The 15,484-nt window shown below is 73.2% G+C and carries 10 protein-coding genes; 2 read left to right on the top strand and 8 right to left on the bottom strand.

Annotation, left to right across the window (positions count from 1 at the left end):
* Positions 1-241: 241 nt before the first annotated feature.
* On the top strand, positions 242-385 hold the full coding sequence (locus ACFY0X_RS35575; RefSeq protein ID WP_387760661.1) for a hypothetical protein: 144 nt from the start codon (positions 242-244) through the stop codon (positions 383-385).
* A 52-nt stretch (positions 386-437) separates the two neighbouring features.
* Here ACFY0X_RS35575 and ACFY0X_RS35570 read toward each other — a convergent pair whose 3' ends face one another.
* The 7 genes from ACFY0X_RS35570 to ACFY0X_RS35540 form a co-directional block, all read right to left on the bottom strand.
* Positions 438-848: a helicase associated domain-containing protein gene (locus tag ACFY0X_RS35570; protein ID WP_387760660.1), complete on the bottom strand. Its 411-nt coding sequence runs from the start codon at positions 846-848 to the stop codon at positions 438-440.
* Positions 849-1,372: 524 nt separating this feature from the next.
* Positions 1,373-1,570, bottom strand: a complete 198-nt coding sequence (locus ACFY0X_RS35565) for an isochorismatase family protein (RefSeq protein ID WP_387760659.1) — start codon at positions 1,568-1,570, stop codon at positions 1,373-1,375.
* Positions 1,546-2,432, bottom strand: a protein-coding gene (locus tag ACFY0X_RS35560; protein WP_387760685.1) for an IS5 family transposase whose coding sequence is annotated in 2 segments (ribosomal slippage) — positions 1,546-2,078 and positions 2,078-2,432 — 888 coding nt in all. Because the reading frame shifts where the segments join, the coding sequence is not laid out codon by codon here. Before ACFY0X_RS35560 ends, ACFY0X_RS35565 begins: the two co-directional genes overlap by 25 nt.
* A gap of 3,467 nt (positions 2,433-5,899) precedes the next feature.
* Positions 5,900-6,898, bottom strand: coding sequence for a TniB family NTP-binding protein (locus ACFY0X_RS35555; RefSeq protein WP_387760684.1), 999 nt, complete (start codon positions 6,896-6,898; stop codon positions 5,900-5,902).
* A gap of 280 nt (positions 6,899-7,178) precedes the next feature.
* Positions 7,179-9,389 carry a transposase gene (locus tag ACFY0X_RS35550; protein WP_387760658.1) on the bottom strand — a complete coding sequence of 737 codons (2,211 nt, stop codon included), beginning with the start codon at positions 9,387-9,389 and terminating at the stop codon, positions 7,179-7,181.
* A complete protein-coding gene (locus tag ACFY0X_RS35545; protein ID WP_387760657.1) occupies positions 9,386-10,156 on the bottom strand; it encodes a TnsA-like heteromeric transposase endonuclease subunit in 771 nt (256 codons plus the stop codon). The genes ACFY0X_RS35550 and ACFY0X_RS35545 overlap by 4 nt, the downstream gene beginning before the upstream one ends.
* A gap of 278 nt (positions 10,157-10,434) precedes the next feature.
* Complete coding sequence (locus tag ACFY0X_RS35540; protein ID WP_387760656.1) at positions 10,435-11,826, bottom strand: DNA-binding protein; 1,392 nt, start codon at positions 11,824-11,826, stop codon at positions 10,435-10,437.
* A 33-nt stretch (positions 11,827-11,859) separates the two neighbouring features.
* Between ACFY0X_RS35540 and ACFY0X_RS35535 the strand changes: the two genes are divergently transcribed.
* Positions 11,860-12,000 carry a hypothetical protein gene (locus ACFY0X_RS35535; RefSeq protein ID WP_387760655.1) on the top strand — a complete coding sequence of 47 codons (141 nt, stop codon included), beginning with the start codon at positions 11,860-11,862 and terminating at the stop codon, positions 11,998-12,000.
* 557 nt (positions 12,001-12,557) lie between these two features.
* Here ACFY0X_RS35535 and ACFY0X_RS35530 read toward each other — a convergent pair.
* Entirely contained in the window at positions 12,558-12,896 is a 339-nt protein-coding gene (locus ACFY0X_RS35530; RefSeq protein ID WP_387760654.1) for a hypothetical protein, read from the bottom strand.
* Positions 12,897-15,484 lie beyond the last annotated feature (2,588 nt).

The following is a 15,484-nucleotide window of genomic DNA, read 5'->3' as shown; positions in this document are numbered from 1 at the left end:
CACCCGCCGGGGGGCGGCGGCGCGGCCCTGCGGCGCGGGCCCGGGGGGCGGGGCGGGGGGGGGGGGGGGCGGGGGGTTTGGGGGCCCCCCCCCCCCCGTACTCAACTGCGCGCGCCGGCGGCGTCCTTCGCCCGCCGCCGTACCCGCCGATCGTGCCGCCGTCTCCCCGCCCGGCATCCGCTCGAAGCGCCCGGCGACCACCAGCAGCACCGCCATCGCCGCCGCCGCGACGAACACCGCCGTGCGGATGCCGTCCGTCGTCGCCGACCGCAGCGCCTCGCCGGTCTGGCCGTGCACGCCGGAGTTGGCGATGGCGACCAGCACCGCGAGGCCGACCGCGCTGCCGACCTGCCGGATGATTCGCCACGAGAACCTCGGCACCTGAGCTACAGCCGCGCCCGGTTCCAACAGCAGCACCGACTCCGCCCGAGGCAGACCTACCAGGCCACGCCGAGGGCCTCCAGCTGTCCGAGCTGCTCCGGGCTGAGTTTGTTCCGGCGGGCCTTCTGGTTGTTCAACCACGACCCGAGGGACACCCCGTCCTCCTTGTGACTGCGCGGGACCCGCACGTGTCCTTCGCGTTCGACGAAGGCCGCGAGCGCCGCCAGACCGGCGCCGAACCGGTCGGCGCGCGAGACCTTCGGCTTCGCCGCAGCCGCTGCCCGCGCGGCTACCAGCTCTGGGTCCTCCTCGATGCCGACCGCCGTCAACAGGTCCCGCTGGTCCTCCTCCAGGACGGGCCAGCCAGCCCGCTGCGCCTGGACCCAGCGGCCGAGCTGCTCACCAGACGTCTCTGCGCGCGGGTCCTGTCTCGTGGACTCTGCGACCTCGAAGGGGTGAAGGTACACACCTCTCTCGAAGGGGGGCGCCATGACGCCCGTTCAGACCGTTCTGCAGTTCCTCGCCGAGGCCCTCGTCCACCCGGCCGGCCCGCAGGCCGACCAGCTCGCCCACGCCGTCCGCAACCTCGGCTCCGTCCTCTCCACCGCCTCGGCCGCCGTGAACACCGCGGCCGCCGTCCGCAAGCTGCGCACCCCCAAGGCCCCGGCCACCCTCCCGGCCCCGGGCTGCTGCGGCGCGTGCCCGGTGCACCGCCCGGAGGCCGGCTCTTCTTCCCTGTTCCCTCAGGGCCGCGCGGCCTTCCCGAGCCCGCGCGTGATCCCCGGACACCCGGGGACGCCGGACCCTCTCCGGCCCGAACTCCCGGCACACCCGTGCCCGGAGCCCGCCACGCAGAGGGAGAGCACCATGGCACCCGACCGGCACCACGCCGCCGACGCCACCACCAGCGCTACAACGCGAACCCGCACACGATCACTCGAGAGAACGGAGACCCGCGCCATGCATCGCCTCGGACCCACGGCGTGGACGCCTACCGGTAATCCTGCGTCGTGGTGACCCGGCCGAAGCGCGGGAAGGTCCTCGCCACCGCGAAGTCGTGTTCCTCCGCCGCCGTGGCCGACATGGCGTCGACGACGAACTCGACCTCGTAACCGAGATCGCTCGCGGCCCTAGGCCGTGTCTCGTAATTGATCTTGGTGGGGGCTATTGCTCCTCGGCTCGCAGCCACAGGATCAGCGAGGCGAGGACGACGCCGGCCCGGTAGCGGTTGGCCAGCTTGTCGAACCTGGTTGCCACTGCCCGGAATTGCTTCAGCTTGGCGAAGCAGCGCTCAACGACGTTGCGACCCTTGTAGGCGGTCTTGTCGAAGGCAGGTGGGCGCCCGCCGCGGCTTGCGCGGCGGGCGCGGCCGGCGATCTGGTCCCGGCGTTCGGGGATGGTCGCCTTGATCCGCCGGCGCCGCAGCAGCCGGCGGATCTTCCGGGAGGAGTACGCCTTGTCGGCCACGACCCGGTCGGGTCTGGTCCTCGGCCGCCCGGCCCCTGTGCGCGGAACACGGATCGCGTCGAGGACGGCGGGCAGCATCGTGCAGTCGGCCGTGTTGCCCGTGCTCAGCACGATCGACAGCGGCAGGCCCCGGCCGTCGACCGCCAGGTGGATCTTGGTGGTCAGCCCGCCCCGGGACCGGCCGAGCGCCTCGCGGCGCGCAACTGCTGCCGGATCATCCGATTCGTCCTCGGGCTGATCCCCTTTTTGCGGGCGCCGGCCGCGTGCTGGTGGGCTCTGGCGACCGTGGAGTCGATCGAGACCGTCCACTCCACGGACCCCACCGCGTCGTTGCGGACCTGGACCTCACGCAGGAGTGTGGCCCAGGTTCCGTCCTTCTCCCACTGGGCGAAGCGCCGGTAGACGGTCTGCCACGGACCGTACCGCTCGGGCAGATCACGCCAGGGGGCTCCCGTCCGCAGCCGCCACAGCACCCCGTTGACCACCTGGCGATGATCCCGCCATGGACGCCCGGCCCCGTCCCGCTGCGGCAACAACGGCTCTATCCGAGCCCACGCGGCATCCGTTATCTCTCCTCGACCCACCACAAGATCAATTATGAGACAGGCCCTAGCGTTGCAGCGCGTCTTGTCGAGTGGACGTCACCGGCTGGAGCGCCGACCAGCTCGCCGACGGCGCGGCGCTGTCCACCGAGATCGTCCGCTACGGTGCGGGCGGGCGCGCGCACTACGAGCCCCGGCCGGGGGCTCCATCCCACTGGGACGGGGCCGGCGACACGCCCTGGCCCGCTGGGCTCGCCCGGTGGTGCCCACTCACTGCGTTCCGCCCGGCTGCCGTCCTGGCCGCTGTGCGTCCGGTCGGCCGTCGCCGTTGTTCCCGGCTGGTGCTCGCTGTTGTCGTACGGTCCCGTCGACGTCGGCGTGTGCTCGGCTCGGCGGCCGCTCCTGTCCGGGGCTGCTGCGTTCCACCCGGTAGTCGCCGGCCGGCCGGAGCGAGGGCGGCCCGGACCCGTTGCTGTTCCGTCGTCCGGCCGCTGTTCTGGCCGTCGCTGCCGGGTCTCCGTCCGGCTCGCTCGTTCCCGTCCCGCTGTCCCGCCCGGGCTCCAGCGGCCGCCACCCGGTAGTCGCCGGCCGGTACCCGTCTGCAGTCCCCGCTTCGCCGTCCGGCCGCTGTTCGGGGCCGCTGCGCCCCGCCGGGCGCCCGCCGTCGTCCCGGTCCGGGCGTTGCCATGCCTCCGTCGTCCCGGTCCCGGCCGGACGTTCAGCGCCAGCCTGCGCCCGGGCTGTGTCGTCAGGAGCACGAGTTCGCCGTGGTCGGGCGCTGTGCAGGGAGGGCGGCCGCCTTGGTGAGCACCGGTCGCTCTGCGGCCGGCCGGAGCTAGGCGGGTCCGGGCCGTGGCTGCGCCTTGTCCCGGCCGTTGGACGGTCCGCCGTTCGTTTCGGCCGCGGTTCGGCTGCTGCTGTACGGTCCCGCCGTCGCCGTCTTCGCCCCGCCGTCCTCCTGCCCGCACTGGACCGCGTCCGGTCGCCGTTGCGGTGGTGCCTCCGGCGGTCCCGGCTGTCGCCGTCGTGGCTTCCGTGTTCTTGCCGGGCCGGCTCGGTCGGGTCCAGCGCTCTCTGTTCCGCCCCGCGCCGGTGGCTGGCCGCTGCCCTTCCCGCCTGCCTGCTGTCGTACGGTCCGCCAGCCGCCCGGGGCCGTTGCGCGCAGCCGGTAGTCGCCGTTCGCCGCCTGCCCGTCGTCGTCTCGGTCCGGCCGTTGCCGTGGTGCCTCCGCGGTCCGGCTGCTTCGCTGGCCCGGCTCACGCTGGGCTGCTTCCGCCCTTGGGCTGCGCCGCAGCCGGTTGTTGCCGGCCGGGCCGGGCCGGGACGACGGCGGGTTCAGCGTTCTCTGTTCCGCCCCGCGCTGGTCGCTGGCCGTTGTCCTGCCCGCCTGCCTGCTGTCGTAAGGTCCGCCAGTCGTCCGGGGTCGCTGCACGCCACCCGGTAGTCGTCGGCCCCGATGCCCGCCGTCGCTGTCCAGGTCCGGCCGGACGGCTGCGCCCTGCGACGCGCGCTCGGCTGCGTCCCGCTCGCGGCCGCCATCCGGCTGCTGTCGTCAGTTGTTCCCGGCTGGTTCTCGCTGGTGTCGTACGGTCCCGTCGACGTCGGCGTGCGCCCGCCCGGCAGCCGCTCCGGTCCGGGGCCGCTGTGCCCCGGCGGGCGTCCGCCGTTGTCCTGGTCCGGACCGTTGCCGTGGTGCCTCCGGCGGTCCCGGCCGTTGTCGTGGTGCTTGCGCTGTCCCGGCTGTCGCCGTCGTGGCTTCCGTGTTCTTGCCGGGCCGGCTCGGTCGGGTCCAGCGTTCTCTGTTCCGCCCCGCGCCGGTGGCTGGCCGCTGCCTTTCCCGCCCGCCCGCCTGCTGTCGTACGGTCCGCCAGCTGTCCGGGGCCGTTGCGCGCAGGCGGTAGTCGTCGTTCGCCGCCTGCCCGTCGTCGTCCTGGTCCGGACCGTTGCCGTTGTGCCTTCGCCGTCCCGTCCCGGTCGGGCCGCTGTTTCCCGCTCCCGCCGCTCGGCCGCCGGCCGTGGCTGCTGTCCGGTTGTCGTACGGTCCCGTCGCCGTCGCCGTCGCCGTCGCCGTCGCCGCTGTCGGCTGCTGTCCGCCGCCCCGGCCGTCCCGCCCGTCCGGTCGCTGTCTCGGCCGGTTGGCGGAGGCCGGAGGTGCTGCTGCTCGCGGTCCTCGTCCGGCCCGTACGTCTCCGCCGGGCGCCCGCCGTCGTCCCGGTCCGGCCGTTGCCGTGGTGCCTCCGCGGTCCGGCTGCTTCGCTGGCCCGGCTCACGCTGGGCTGCTTCCGCCCTTGGGCTGCGCCGCAGCCGGTTGTTGCCGGCCGGGCCGGGCCGGGACGACGGCGGGTTCAGCGTTCTCTGGTCCGCCCCGCGCTGGTCGCTGGCCGTTGTCCTGCCCGCCTGCCTGCTGTCGTAAGGTTCGCCAGCTGTCCGGGGCCGTTGCTGCTCCGCCGTCCGGTCGCTGTCCGGGTCCGCTGCTGCTCCGCCGTCCGGCCGCTGCCGTGGTACCGCCGTCGCGGTCCGTCCGCGGCCACCGGCCGCCACCGGCCGCCGCTGCCGGGCTTCCGTCCGGCTCGCTCGACTCCCGTCCTGCTGTCCCGCCCGGCCTGGCCGCGGCTTTCCGCTCCCGCCGCTTGGCCGCCGGCCGCGGCTGCTGTCCGGTTGTCGTACGGGCCCGTCGCCGTCGCCGCTGTCGGCTGCTGTCCGTCGCGCTGGCCGGTGGTGCCCACCTGCTGCGCTCCACCCGGCTGCCGTCCCGCCCGGCTGCCGCTTGGTCGCCGTCCCCGTCCGGGGCTGCCGTTCGCACCCGGTAGTCGTCGACCGCCGACCGGCTGCCGCTGTACGGTCCCGTCGACGCCGTCGATCGCCGCTGCCGTGCAGCTGTTCCGCTCGGGCGCCCCGGCCATTCCCCGGCCGTCTCCTGGCCGTCCCGCGCGTCCGCTGTCGTGCGGTCCGCCGCCCGTCGGGCCGCTGCTGGTCCTGCCGCCAGGACCGCGAGAGTGCCTGAGCGGGCGGCCGGGAGCAGTTGGAGGTCGCCCGTACGGTCAACGCCGCGCTGCGCCCGTGCTGGACGTGTCGGGGTTCGATCGGGGGGAGGGAGGATTCGGAGCTGGAGCTGCGGGAGAAGGTGAGGTTTGAGGGGGGTGTAGTTGAGGTGTGGGGTGGTGTGTGGGCTGGGGTTTTGTGGGTGGGGTGAGAACGGGTGGGTGGGGTTCAGGGGCGTTGGGTGGTGGTTGTGAGCTGGGAGTATCGCGGGTTTTGTGAGTGTGGTGGCCGGTATTGAGGGGTGTGGAGTGTCCTAAAGGCTGCTTCCACGTTTTGGCTGGTCAGGGCTGTTTTGCCTGGTCAGGTGGGGTGTCGTGGAGACTGTCCGGGGGCCCGCTGGTGGGCTGTTCTCATTGATCTCGGGGTGTTCTCGGCTCATCTCGGGTACGGGGGCGATGGCGCCGGGCCGGTGTTCTCGCTGTTTCTGAGGGTTTCTCAGCCGGTTTCGGTGGCTGGTGTCCCCGCCTTCACCAGGTCCGTCCGCGGGGGCGGGGTGTGGGGTGGGTTTCCGCTTGGTGGTCCAGGCGCACCGCATCGAGGGTGGTTTTGGTGATGCGTTCGGTGCCGTCGAGGATCGCGGTGAGGGCGGCTTCGCGGATGAGGCGGTTAAGGCTGCCGATGCGTCCGGCGGTGCGTTGGTGGAGGTAGGGGGCGTGGCGGGACAGGGTGCCGGGCCGGTGCCGCCGGAGGTCGAGGGCTGTTTCCATGTCGGTGACGAGGTCGGTGAAGGGGCGTCGGGTGCCGAGGCGGGCGGGTAGGGCGCCGGTTTCGACGAGGCTGGCGCGGGCGGCGAGTTGAGCGCCGCGGACCCCGCTGAACAACGCTGTGGTGGTGACGTCGATGCCGGCGTAGACGAAGGTCGCGCCGATCTGTTCGGTGAGGTCTTTCAACAGGTCGGCGGCTTCGGCGCCGGTGGTGGTGCGGGGGTTGAGGCGGTGGATCTCGTCGATCAGGACCAGGCGCACGCCGGCGGTGTTGTAGGTGTGGATGACGGCGTGCATGAGCTGGGCCTGGGTGGTGCGCGCGGTGACCGGGATGCCGAGGTAGCGGGCGAAGCCCGCAGTGAGGGTCTTGGCGCTGGCACCGGGCGGCACGAGGACGTAGGCGACGGGCACGGCCGGCTGCCCGTTCCCGGATGGGGCGGGGTGTTGGCGCGTGTGGGCGAGATGGCAGGTGCGGCCTACTTCGAGCAGGGCGGTGGTCTTACCCGTGGCGGCGGGCCCGGTGAGGATCAGGCTGGGGCGGGCGGTGGTGCGCTGGTGGCGTCCGAGCAGCATCAGGCGCCGCACGCTGAGGGCGAGGGTGTCGATGGCGGGGGTGCGGACGGTGACGAACGCGGAGTGGTAGGCCAGGCGCTCCTCGATGCTGCGGTCCGGCTCCCCGGGCCCGGGTGGTGCGGGGGCGGGGGTGGTGGCGAAGGTCTGGAAGCCGTGCCAGGTGTCGACCGCGTACGGCGCCGGCTCCACCGGCCCCGTCGTGGTGTCGGTGGTGTTCGTGCCGGTGCTGTTCACCGCCGGGGCCCCGTTCCTCCGGTGTCCGATGATGCCGGAGCGTGCCGGTACCCGCTGTATGGGCTCTGACCGGGCGCAGCGCGCCCGGGGGCCCCGGGGAGTTCCCGGTGGCGCGGCCTGCAGCGCCGCAGCGCCCCGGCACGGCCGTGCTGCGCCCGGCTTCGGCATGCCGTGGCCGCTGCCGATGCAGCGCGGGGGAGGTGGTGGCCGCCTGTTGCGGGGGTGTGGCGGTTGTTCACCATCGTTCGGCTTCCTGGTGAGCGTTCCACAGGCCGAGGCCGGTGTAGGGCGGGGCGGGGGAGCGGCCGTCGTTGCCTTCGTCGGACCAGCCGTCGCCGTCGTCCTCGTCGTCGGGCCACCCGCTGGTGTCGGGTTCGGCGTCCAGCTCGTCCAGGCTCTCGGTGTCTTCCCGGCCGCTCGTGTCCGCGTCTGGCCGCTTTGGTGCGCCGGCGCGGTCTTCCCGCCCCGGCCGCGCTGTGCTGTCGCCCGTGTCGGCGGGGTGGGGGATGCGGGCGGGCATGGCGCGGGTGAGGAGGGCTTGTTCGGCGCGGGTGGCGTGTCCGGCGCTGCTGCGGCGTTGGAGGTCGTCGAGGGCCTGGGCGAGGTCGGCTTCGTGCTGGTCGTGGTCGCCGCGGCGTAGGGCGGTGGCGCGGATGTGCTGCCAGGTGCGGTCGTCGAAGGGCTGGTGGACGTGGTCGCGGTGGATCCAGGGAATCTCGACCAGGTCGTCGCGGTCGGGCAGGCGGAGCCAGATCTGACGCAGGTCGTGGGGGTTGTGGTGGACCTCCCACCGCCCGCCCCGCGCGGCGGTGGGGGAGGGCTGGCCGCGGTGGGGGCCGAGGAGGTCGTGGTCGTAGGTGCGCTGCTCGAGGCGGATGCCGTGGTCGCTGATGGTGAGCCAGCGCACGGGCAGCAGTTCCAGGTAGTCCCGCCCGGTCAGCGGGACCGGAACATACCCGCAGACGGCGGTCAGCGCGCCCCACATCTCCATGGGTGTCAGCCGGGTCTTAGGCAGCACGGGGTGGCGCAGCCCGTTGTGGGGGCGGTGGTGCCAGTGGACGAGCCATTCGTCGAGGAGGTCCTGCAACTGGTCGACGCTGTAGCAGGCGTGCTGTTCGACGTCGCGGCCGCGCTCCGTGACGTTGGAGCCGGTGTAGCCGGGCAGGTGCTGCCACAGCAGGGTGTTGACGGAGCCGAAGGTGCGCTCCACGATGCCCTTGGCGGTGGGGGCGCGCGGCGGCGCGGGCTGCACGCTGATGCCCAGCGTTTGGCAGGCGGCGGTGAACGTCTCGGAGAGATAGATCTTGCCGCGGTCGACGACGATCGTCTCCGGCACCACCACCGGCCGTGCCGCGGCGCCTTCGAGGCGCTCGTCGGCCGCCAGCAGCTCCTCCCGTTGGGGGATGGAGGAGCGGGCGAAGCGCAGGACGTTCGGCCAGGTGGGCCGGGCGGGGTGGGGGACGGCCATCTCCGCGAGCAGCAGCGCGGCGTCGACGGCCTTGGTGCTGGCTGGGCGCAGCACGGCGGCCAGGATCGCGCGGGTGGCCACATCGACGGCGATCGTCAGCTCGGGCCGGCCCAGCGTGCCGTCCTCGAAGACCGCGAGGACGTCCAGGCGCGTGGTGTCGACCTGGACCTGCTCGCCCGGGCGCAGCGCCACGGTCGGGGTGAACGCCCGCCCTTCCCGCGGCCCGGGGACGCCGTCCCCGCGGCCGTGGATGTCTTCGCGCGGGTCGGTGAGGGCGGCCACGAGCCGGTAGAAAGTGGCCTGGGAGCACATCGCCACCGCGTCCCCGTGCCGCTCGGCCAGGATCCTGGCCGCGACGGGGAACAGGGCCTTGACGGTGCCCTTGGAGCGTCCGCGCCGGCGCCGGATCGCCTCCTTGACCGCGGCCACGACCCGCTCGTCCGTGCGCCCCGCGAGGCTCGGTGCGCGGGTGGTGCGGTGGTCGACCAGCCCCCACAGGCCCTGCTTGCGGTAGTCCAGCCGCATCTTCTGCACCGTGGAGCGGGAGACCTTCCCGAAGCCGAGCGCGGTGAGTTCCTCGGCCTTGGCCTGCTCCCGCTCGGCGAGGGTGTACCGCTCGGGGTCGTAGCGCTCGTGCACCACATAGCCCGCGCCGGCCCCGTCGGGGTGGCCGGTCTCGACCTCGCGGATGTGCCGGCGCCACGCGAGCGCCCGTTCCCTGGCCGCCGCCGGGGCGGTCTCGAACAGGCCCCACTGCGGCGCCGCTTCCGCCTTCCCGTCGGCCTCGGGGCCGGTGAGGGCGAACGTGGGGTCGGCGAACAGGTGCCCGGCCAGCACCACTTCCTCCCCCTCGTCGGCAACCAGGTGGACGCGCTGTCCGGCCAGGCCGACGACCTGCCAGCGCAATCCCCGGAAGCGGACCTGCCCGCCGACCGCCAGCACCGGACGCCCGCCACGCCGCCGCGGTGCCGCGCTCACATCCCACCCCCGCCACAATCGCCGGCCACCCCGGCTGTCCCCATCCCGCTGCTTCCTGCCATGGCTTGTACGGATCCCGGGCCGACGAGGACGCCCTGGTGCAGCGGGCGTTCCAACGACACACTCAGCCGGCCGTGCCACAGGGTGTGGAAGACGGCGGGTAGAACCGTCATCGGGGTGCCGACCGCCTGAACGCCTTCCAGGAGCGGCCTCGGCCGCGCGAACGCCTCCAGCAGCGCGTCCACGACCTCGGGGCGGCCCTGGTAGCGGGGATGGCGGTAGCCGGCCAGCCACCTCAGGTTCGCCGCGAACACCGCATCCAGCGGCTCCAGGCGCCGGTAGTGCCAGCCGACCAGATCACATGCCGCCCGGGCCGCCTGCGCGCCGCGCAGCGCCCGCTCACCGCCCGCCTCCGCATGCCCCGGGCAGTCGGCCAGCAGGGCGGTGCCGTCCGCGTACCGGGCGAACAGCTGCGGCACCCACGAGCGCACCGAGCCCCCACGGTCGCGCCACACCAGCCGTACTGGCCGCCCTGCCAGCCCTGTCACCTGCGGGTCGCGGTCCAGGACCATCAGCTGGGCGCGCATCGCGTTCGACCCGGCGACCACGTGCCGCCCGGTGGTGGCCGACCACCACAGCCCCGGCCCCCACCGCCTCCCGGGCGGCACCGGGAACGCGGACACCGGCGCCAGGTCCTCGAAGGCCACCGCCACGCAGGCGTCCTCCCACCGCTGCCGCACCTCCTGGCCGACCGGATCGAGGAACACCGCCTCGAACCCCGCCCGCCCATCCACATCCACCGGGCCTGCGGACCCACCCGCCCCGGCCCAACCGTTCACGCTGCTCACGGTTCTCAGCCAACCCGCCACACACGCCCACGCGGACGGCTTTCCCCGTTCCCGCCCCACCCCGTGACCTGGTGCGGTAGAGCGCCCCACACGCACCCGCGTTCTCACCCGGGCCCACACCCCACCACCGAACCCAAGCCCGGCGCCGTCCTACACAGCGCCGGCCTGCCCCGGCCCGACGACCCGCCAGACCCCTTCTATCGCACCGCCCGGCCACCATCCCCGAGCACCTCGGCGAGCGCATCCGGGGACAGCCCCGCCCACGCGGCGACGTCCTCGACCCGCACTCCGGCCTCCAACGCCGCCCTCACCGTCTCCCGCACCGCCTGCTGCAGCCGGTCGATGCCGCAACCCAGGCCCTTCAGCAGCCGCTCCGCCGCCTCCGCACTGCTGCCCCGCTGCGCCCCACGCAGCTGGATCAGCTGCTCCTCCGCGTCGTCCAGCAAGTTGCCGATCAGCGCGCGCCGCTCAGGCGCCACCGCCGAGCGCCACACCGTCCCCGAACCCGGCAGCCTCGCTTCCTTTGTCAGCGCCCGCAGCTGCGCGGCCATGTTCGGTGGCTGGACTTCCCGGCGCACCCACCACAGACCGTCCCGGTGACCGGGCGGCACGGCCACGCCGCGGCGCCGGCGGATCACCGCTCCCATCCAGGCAATCAGCGGCCCGCCGAAGTCGACCGCGGCCAGCGGCCCCAGCCACGGGCGTCCCACCCGCTCGCCCAGCCGCCAGCAGAACGCCCCGTCCGCCGGCAGCGCCCGGGGTCGCCCGGCCCCGCTGTCCTGCCAGACCAACTCGGCCATCACCGGATCCAGCAGGGCCCGCGCGACCTCCACCACTTCCGGGAAGACCGCCGCGTCCCGCGCCACCGCCCGCCACCGCCAGAAGTCCCCGCTCGCGTCCCCGCCCGCCAGGGCGTGCAGCCGCGCGGGCCACACCCGCTCGTCCGGCCACTCCAACGCCAGATCCCACCACCGGCACACCACCGCATACGCCACCGCGAACACCTCCCCAGGCCCCACCCCCGCCCGCACCGCACGCCTCGCCACCCGCACCCACCGCCGCTGCGCCTCGACGATCTCCGGCAGGCCGCGCACGTCCAGGAACTCCAACGCCTGGTCCGCATCGGCGTCCAGCAGCCACCGCCCGTGCCGCGTACACACCCGCTCCCGCCGCTGCGCGTACCGCATAACCCGCACCGGCGCTCCGGCCCGCCGGGCTGCGCACCACCGGCACCCGAACGCCACCGGCCCCACCGCCGCGCCGCCCACCCGCCACACCGCCCCAGGGCCGCTGCCAGCCGCACGCGAGGCCAGCTTCTCGTCCTCCAGCCCCCACGACGGCAACGCCCGCCCCAGCACGTCCTCGCCGACCCCGCACAACCCGGCCAGTACCCGCCGCCCCGCCGCATCCAGCAGCACCTCGGCGTCCGCCCGCAGCGCACCGCCCTCATGCCGAGGCTGGTGGCTGAGCCACTGCCAGTGCGTCAGCACAGCGGCGTTGTCCAGGCCGTAGCGGGCAGCGACCCGGCTAACCAGCGAGAAGGTCGTCTCCCCGGCGATCGGAGAGATACGGAAGACCACGGAAGCCATGAGCCCAGCCTTGCGGAGAACAGCAGAACCTGGGTGAAGTTCCGCGTTCCCGTCACCAGCCGACTTGGCGGCTGCACGGCGAACGCCGCGCTGGTCTCCGTCCCGGACGATCCGTGGTGGGAAGACCGGCTACTGCACGCCAAGCTCTACCCGGCGAAGGGCCGCCGGGTGTGACCTGTTGGCGTTGTGGGGCGTGGTTTGGCCCTAAACGCTGGGTTGTCTGGACCTTTGGTTGTGCCTGTTGGGGGTGTCGGGTGGGTGGTGTCGGGTGGCTGGTTTGGTGACTGTGTGTGGTGGTGGGTGGGGTCGGGGGGTGGGGTCGGTCGTTGGCGGGGCTGGTGGGGTGTTGTTGGGTGTGGAATGGGGGTGAATTTATCCGGATATTCCGGTCGTCTGTTTTGGTGGATTGGCTGCCAGTAGTGGTTTGAATTCGGGTTGGAATTGCAGGTAGCGGGGGGTCGGTGTTCGGTTTGTTGGCGCTGGGCTGGGCTCTGGTCGTCGTGCCCGGTGGCGGGTGGCTGCTGTCCAGGTCGCGCCGGTCTAGGTCGCGTTCGTCCGGGTCCGTGCCGCTGGCCCCGCCCGCCCGTTGCGCCGCCGCTGGCCTGGTCGACTGGGTGGCCGTCGGGCGGTCCGTGGTTGCTGTCGCGCTCGCGCTGTACTGGGGGTGTGTTGTGCTGGGGGTGGCCGGCCCCGTGTTGGGCGGAGCCGGCCACCCCGTGGGGTGTCGGGGTTTACGGCTGTTCGATGGTGATCTGGGCGGGGGCAGACCTGCTGACGTTTCCGGCGCGGTCCACGATCTGGTAGGAGAAGTTGATCTCCCTGCCGCCGAAGTCCGGGATGTCGTCCCAGGGGACGGAGATGCTGATCGGCTCACCGTCCTGTGTGTCGGTCAACTGGTGCTGGATGGGGGCGCTGCCGCCGCCCCAGTGCAGCACAATGGTGTCGCCTGCCTCCATGGCGTGGTACGGGGGGATGCTGATGGTCAGGTCCCGGCCCTCGATGGGGGTCAGGACGTCGCCGTCGGCTTCTTCGACGACAGGTGCCGGCAGGGTCGGGTCGGTGTCGCTCACGTGGTGCTCCCTTGGTCGTGCGGTCTTGGGGTGGCGCACTGAGATCTTCCTTCGCGCCGGGGTGCCGAGGCGCGCGAATCGCGGAAGTCCTGACGTGGCGTCATGTAAGTGCTGACCGTGGCCCTTGGCAGTGTGGCGCATGAGCCGCCGCGAGGAGCGCCTCCTGGGTGCTGTCGCGCCTCTCTTCGCGCCCCCCTGTCGCGTGGGGTGCTGTCGCGCTGTGACGTGGGCGGATACGCCTCAACCCCTGTGTGTGGTCTGGGCGCGACAGGTGGGTGCGACAAGGGGGCCGACGTGGGGCCGCGGCTGCTGTTCGTGTCCTGGGACAGCGAAGTCGGGACGGTTGCCACCAAGGTGGGAAGCACGCCGGTACGTGACAGCGAACAATGGACATCACGGTGCGTCGTTATGCAGAAGCGGGACTGCGCCGGTTGTCGGCAGTCGCGCCGATGCCCCGGCTCGGCCTGGGTGGCTGAGTCGGGGCATCGGCGGATGGCTGTCAGACCCCGAGGTATTCGAGGAGCCAGCTGATGGGCAGGTCGTCCTCCGTGTCTGCGGCGTTCTTTCATGCGGCCGATGACGACCTTCTGGGTGCCGGCGGGGAGCTTCTCGCCGAGGCGGTTGCCGTTGTCGGGGACGTCGCGGGGCTTCACCCCGCTCCAGGCACCGTTGGCGTAGATGCTCACGCCGAGCTTGGTGTCCGCGAAGGCGCAGCCGAAGCTGAGCCACGTGTCGCCCCACGGGCCGGCGTTGGGCGGCGGCACGGTCAGGATGATGGTGTGCTTGTAGTGGATGAGGGCGCCGGTCTCGGTGAACGCGAAGCCGTGCGGGATCTCTTCGGTCTGGAAGCTGTTGGCCACAGGTCATCCTTGTTCCGGAGGGGGTATGGCGCACCACACGGTATGGACACGAAGAACCGCTGTGTTGCCTGCCGGAGTCAAACCACCAGTGGGAGTGAACCCGAAGCACAACCCCGGTAGCTCACGCTGCGCCCGCACGCCTCCTGCGCCGGTCAGGCTCCCGCCGACGCACTGACCGCTGCCGCCCGGGGAGGCCGGCCTTGTCGGCGGTCTGGTCCTGGTGGTGGTGCTCGGCGGCGGGGTGGCCGGTGGCCTGGTGGTGGGTGGGGGTGCAACGCGGGGGTGCGACGCGGTGTTGCGGTGGGGTGCAACGCGGGGTCGTGTTGCGGGTCTGACCTGGTGTTATGTGGCTGGGAGTGGGGGCGGGTGGGCGTGTTGCACTTCGTGTTGCACTGGGCTGGGCCGGTTGGGCGGCCTCGGCGGCCCGCCCGCGTCGTCCGGTGCCGCGCCCCGCTGGTCCGTTGCCGGGGGTGGCCCTGGCTGCCGTCCTGGTCGGCCGCCAGGCCGGTCCCGCTGCGCTCGACGTGGCCGTCCTGCCCGTCGTGCCCGCGCCCGCCCTGGTGGCGTCCCGCCCGCCGCCGGGGCTGCCTGCTGCTGGGTCCTGGCCGCCCGTCCAGGCCGCCGTCCTGGCCGTCCCGGCCCCTGGGTTGCTCGGCCGTCTCGGGGCCGGCCCTGGCCGCCGTCCTGGCTCGGTGTTCGGTTTGGTGTCGCTGCTCCGGGAATTGCCCGGGTGACGCTTGGCGGGATTTCCTGGGCGGTCTGGAAGGGCGGTCGCCGTGTCGGCGTGGAGGGCCGTAGGCCCCTTTCCGGTGTGCCTGAATTCGATTCCTCGCCGCTGCGCCTCGGAAGGGTTTCGAATTGCCGCAAGAAAGGGAGCAGAATGGAATTCGGATTCCCGCCGTTAGTGCGGCCGGATAGAGCCGGGATGGACGGTTGCCGCGAGGTTACCCGTTCACGTCCCGCGCCCGTCCGGGGACCGGTAGGATAGGGCTGTACGGAAGTCGGGGAAACGCCGCCGGATTCGCTTCGGATTCCGGTCGGGAGTCTGCGGTTGAGGGCCCGTCAGCCACCGCCGTCCGGGGCGCCCGTGAGGGCCCGCCATCCGGGGCCGGGGAGGCCGAGCCGGACCGGTGGCCCGGAGGTTGCTCCCGAGGGCCGCAGGCCCCGCCCCAGGGGCGCCGGATGGGCCGTCAGCCCAGCAACCAGGCGGCGGACCGGCCATCGGCCGGGGACCGGGGGAGCCCCCCGGGGGTGGGGTTGTGGCTGATACCGGAAGTCCGCGACACATCGTCAACGCCGAGGGCCGCAGGCCCCGGCCGGCACCCCGCCCGTTCGGAGGGATGGGCCGCTACCCGAATTCCGCGTCACATCGTCAACGCTCACCCCCGGGCGCAGCCCGGGAAACCCTGCCAGCCAATCGGCCCGTAGGGCCGTGAAAACACCGGCCCAACAAGACCGGAAAGCCGACCGATTGACGGGCCGTAGGCCCGGGGAAAAGCCACCGGAAAGGCGGAGCGCAGCGACGCCCGACGCCCGCCGAGACGGCGCGTGCCGCGCCCGCGAATTCGCCACCGGCGAATTCCCCCAACCACCCACCCACCTGCCGAGGCGCAGCCGAGGCCACACCACGCACGGTGACGCCGTAGGCGGCACCCCCGGCTGACGCCGCGTCAGCGGCGCCCCGGCCGCCAGGCCGGGGGGTAAGGCCCTTTAGGGCCTTCCGCCCCC

Source organism: Kitasatospora sp. NPDC001547 (genome assembly GCF_042894165.1).
GTDB lineage: Bacteria > Actinomycetota > Actinomycetes > Streptomycetales > Streptomycetaceae > Kitasatospora.
This window is presented reverse-complemented; position numbering and strand designations above follow the sequence as displayed.

Bases quoted from the DNA above. Each gene is read 5' to 3' on its own strand.
- ACFY0X_RS35540 (WP_387760656.1), bottom strand. From the start codon at position 11,826: ATGGCTTCCGTGGTCTTCCGTATCTCTCCGATCGCCGGGGAGACGACC.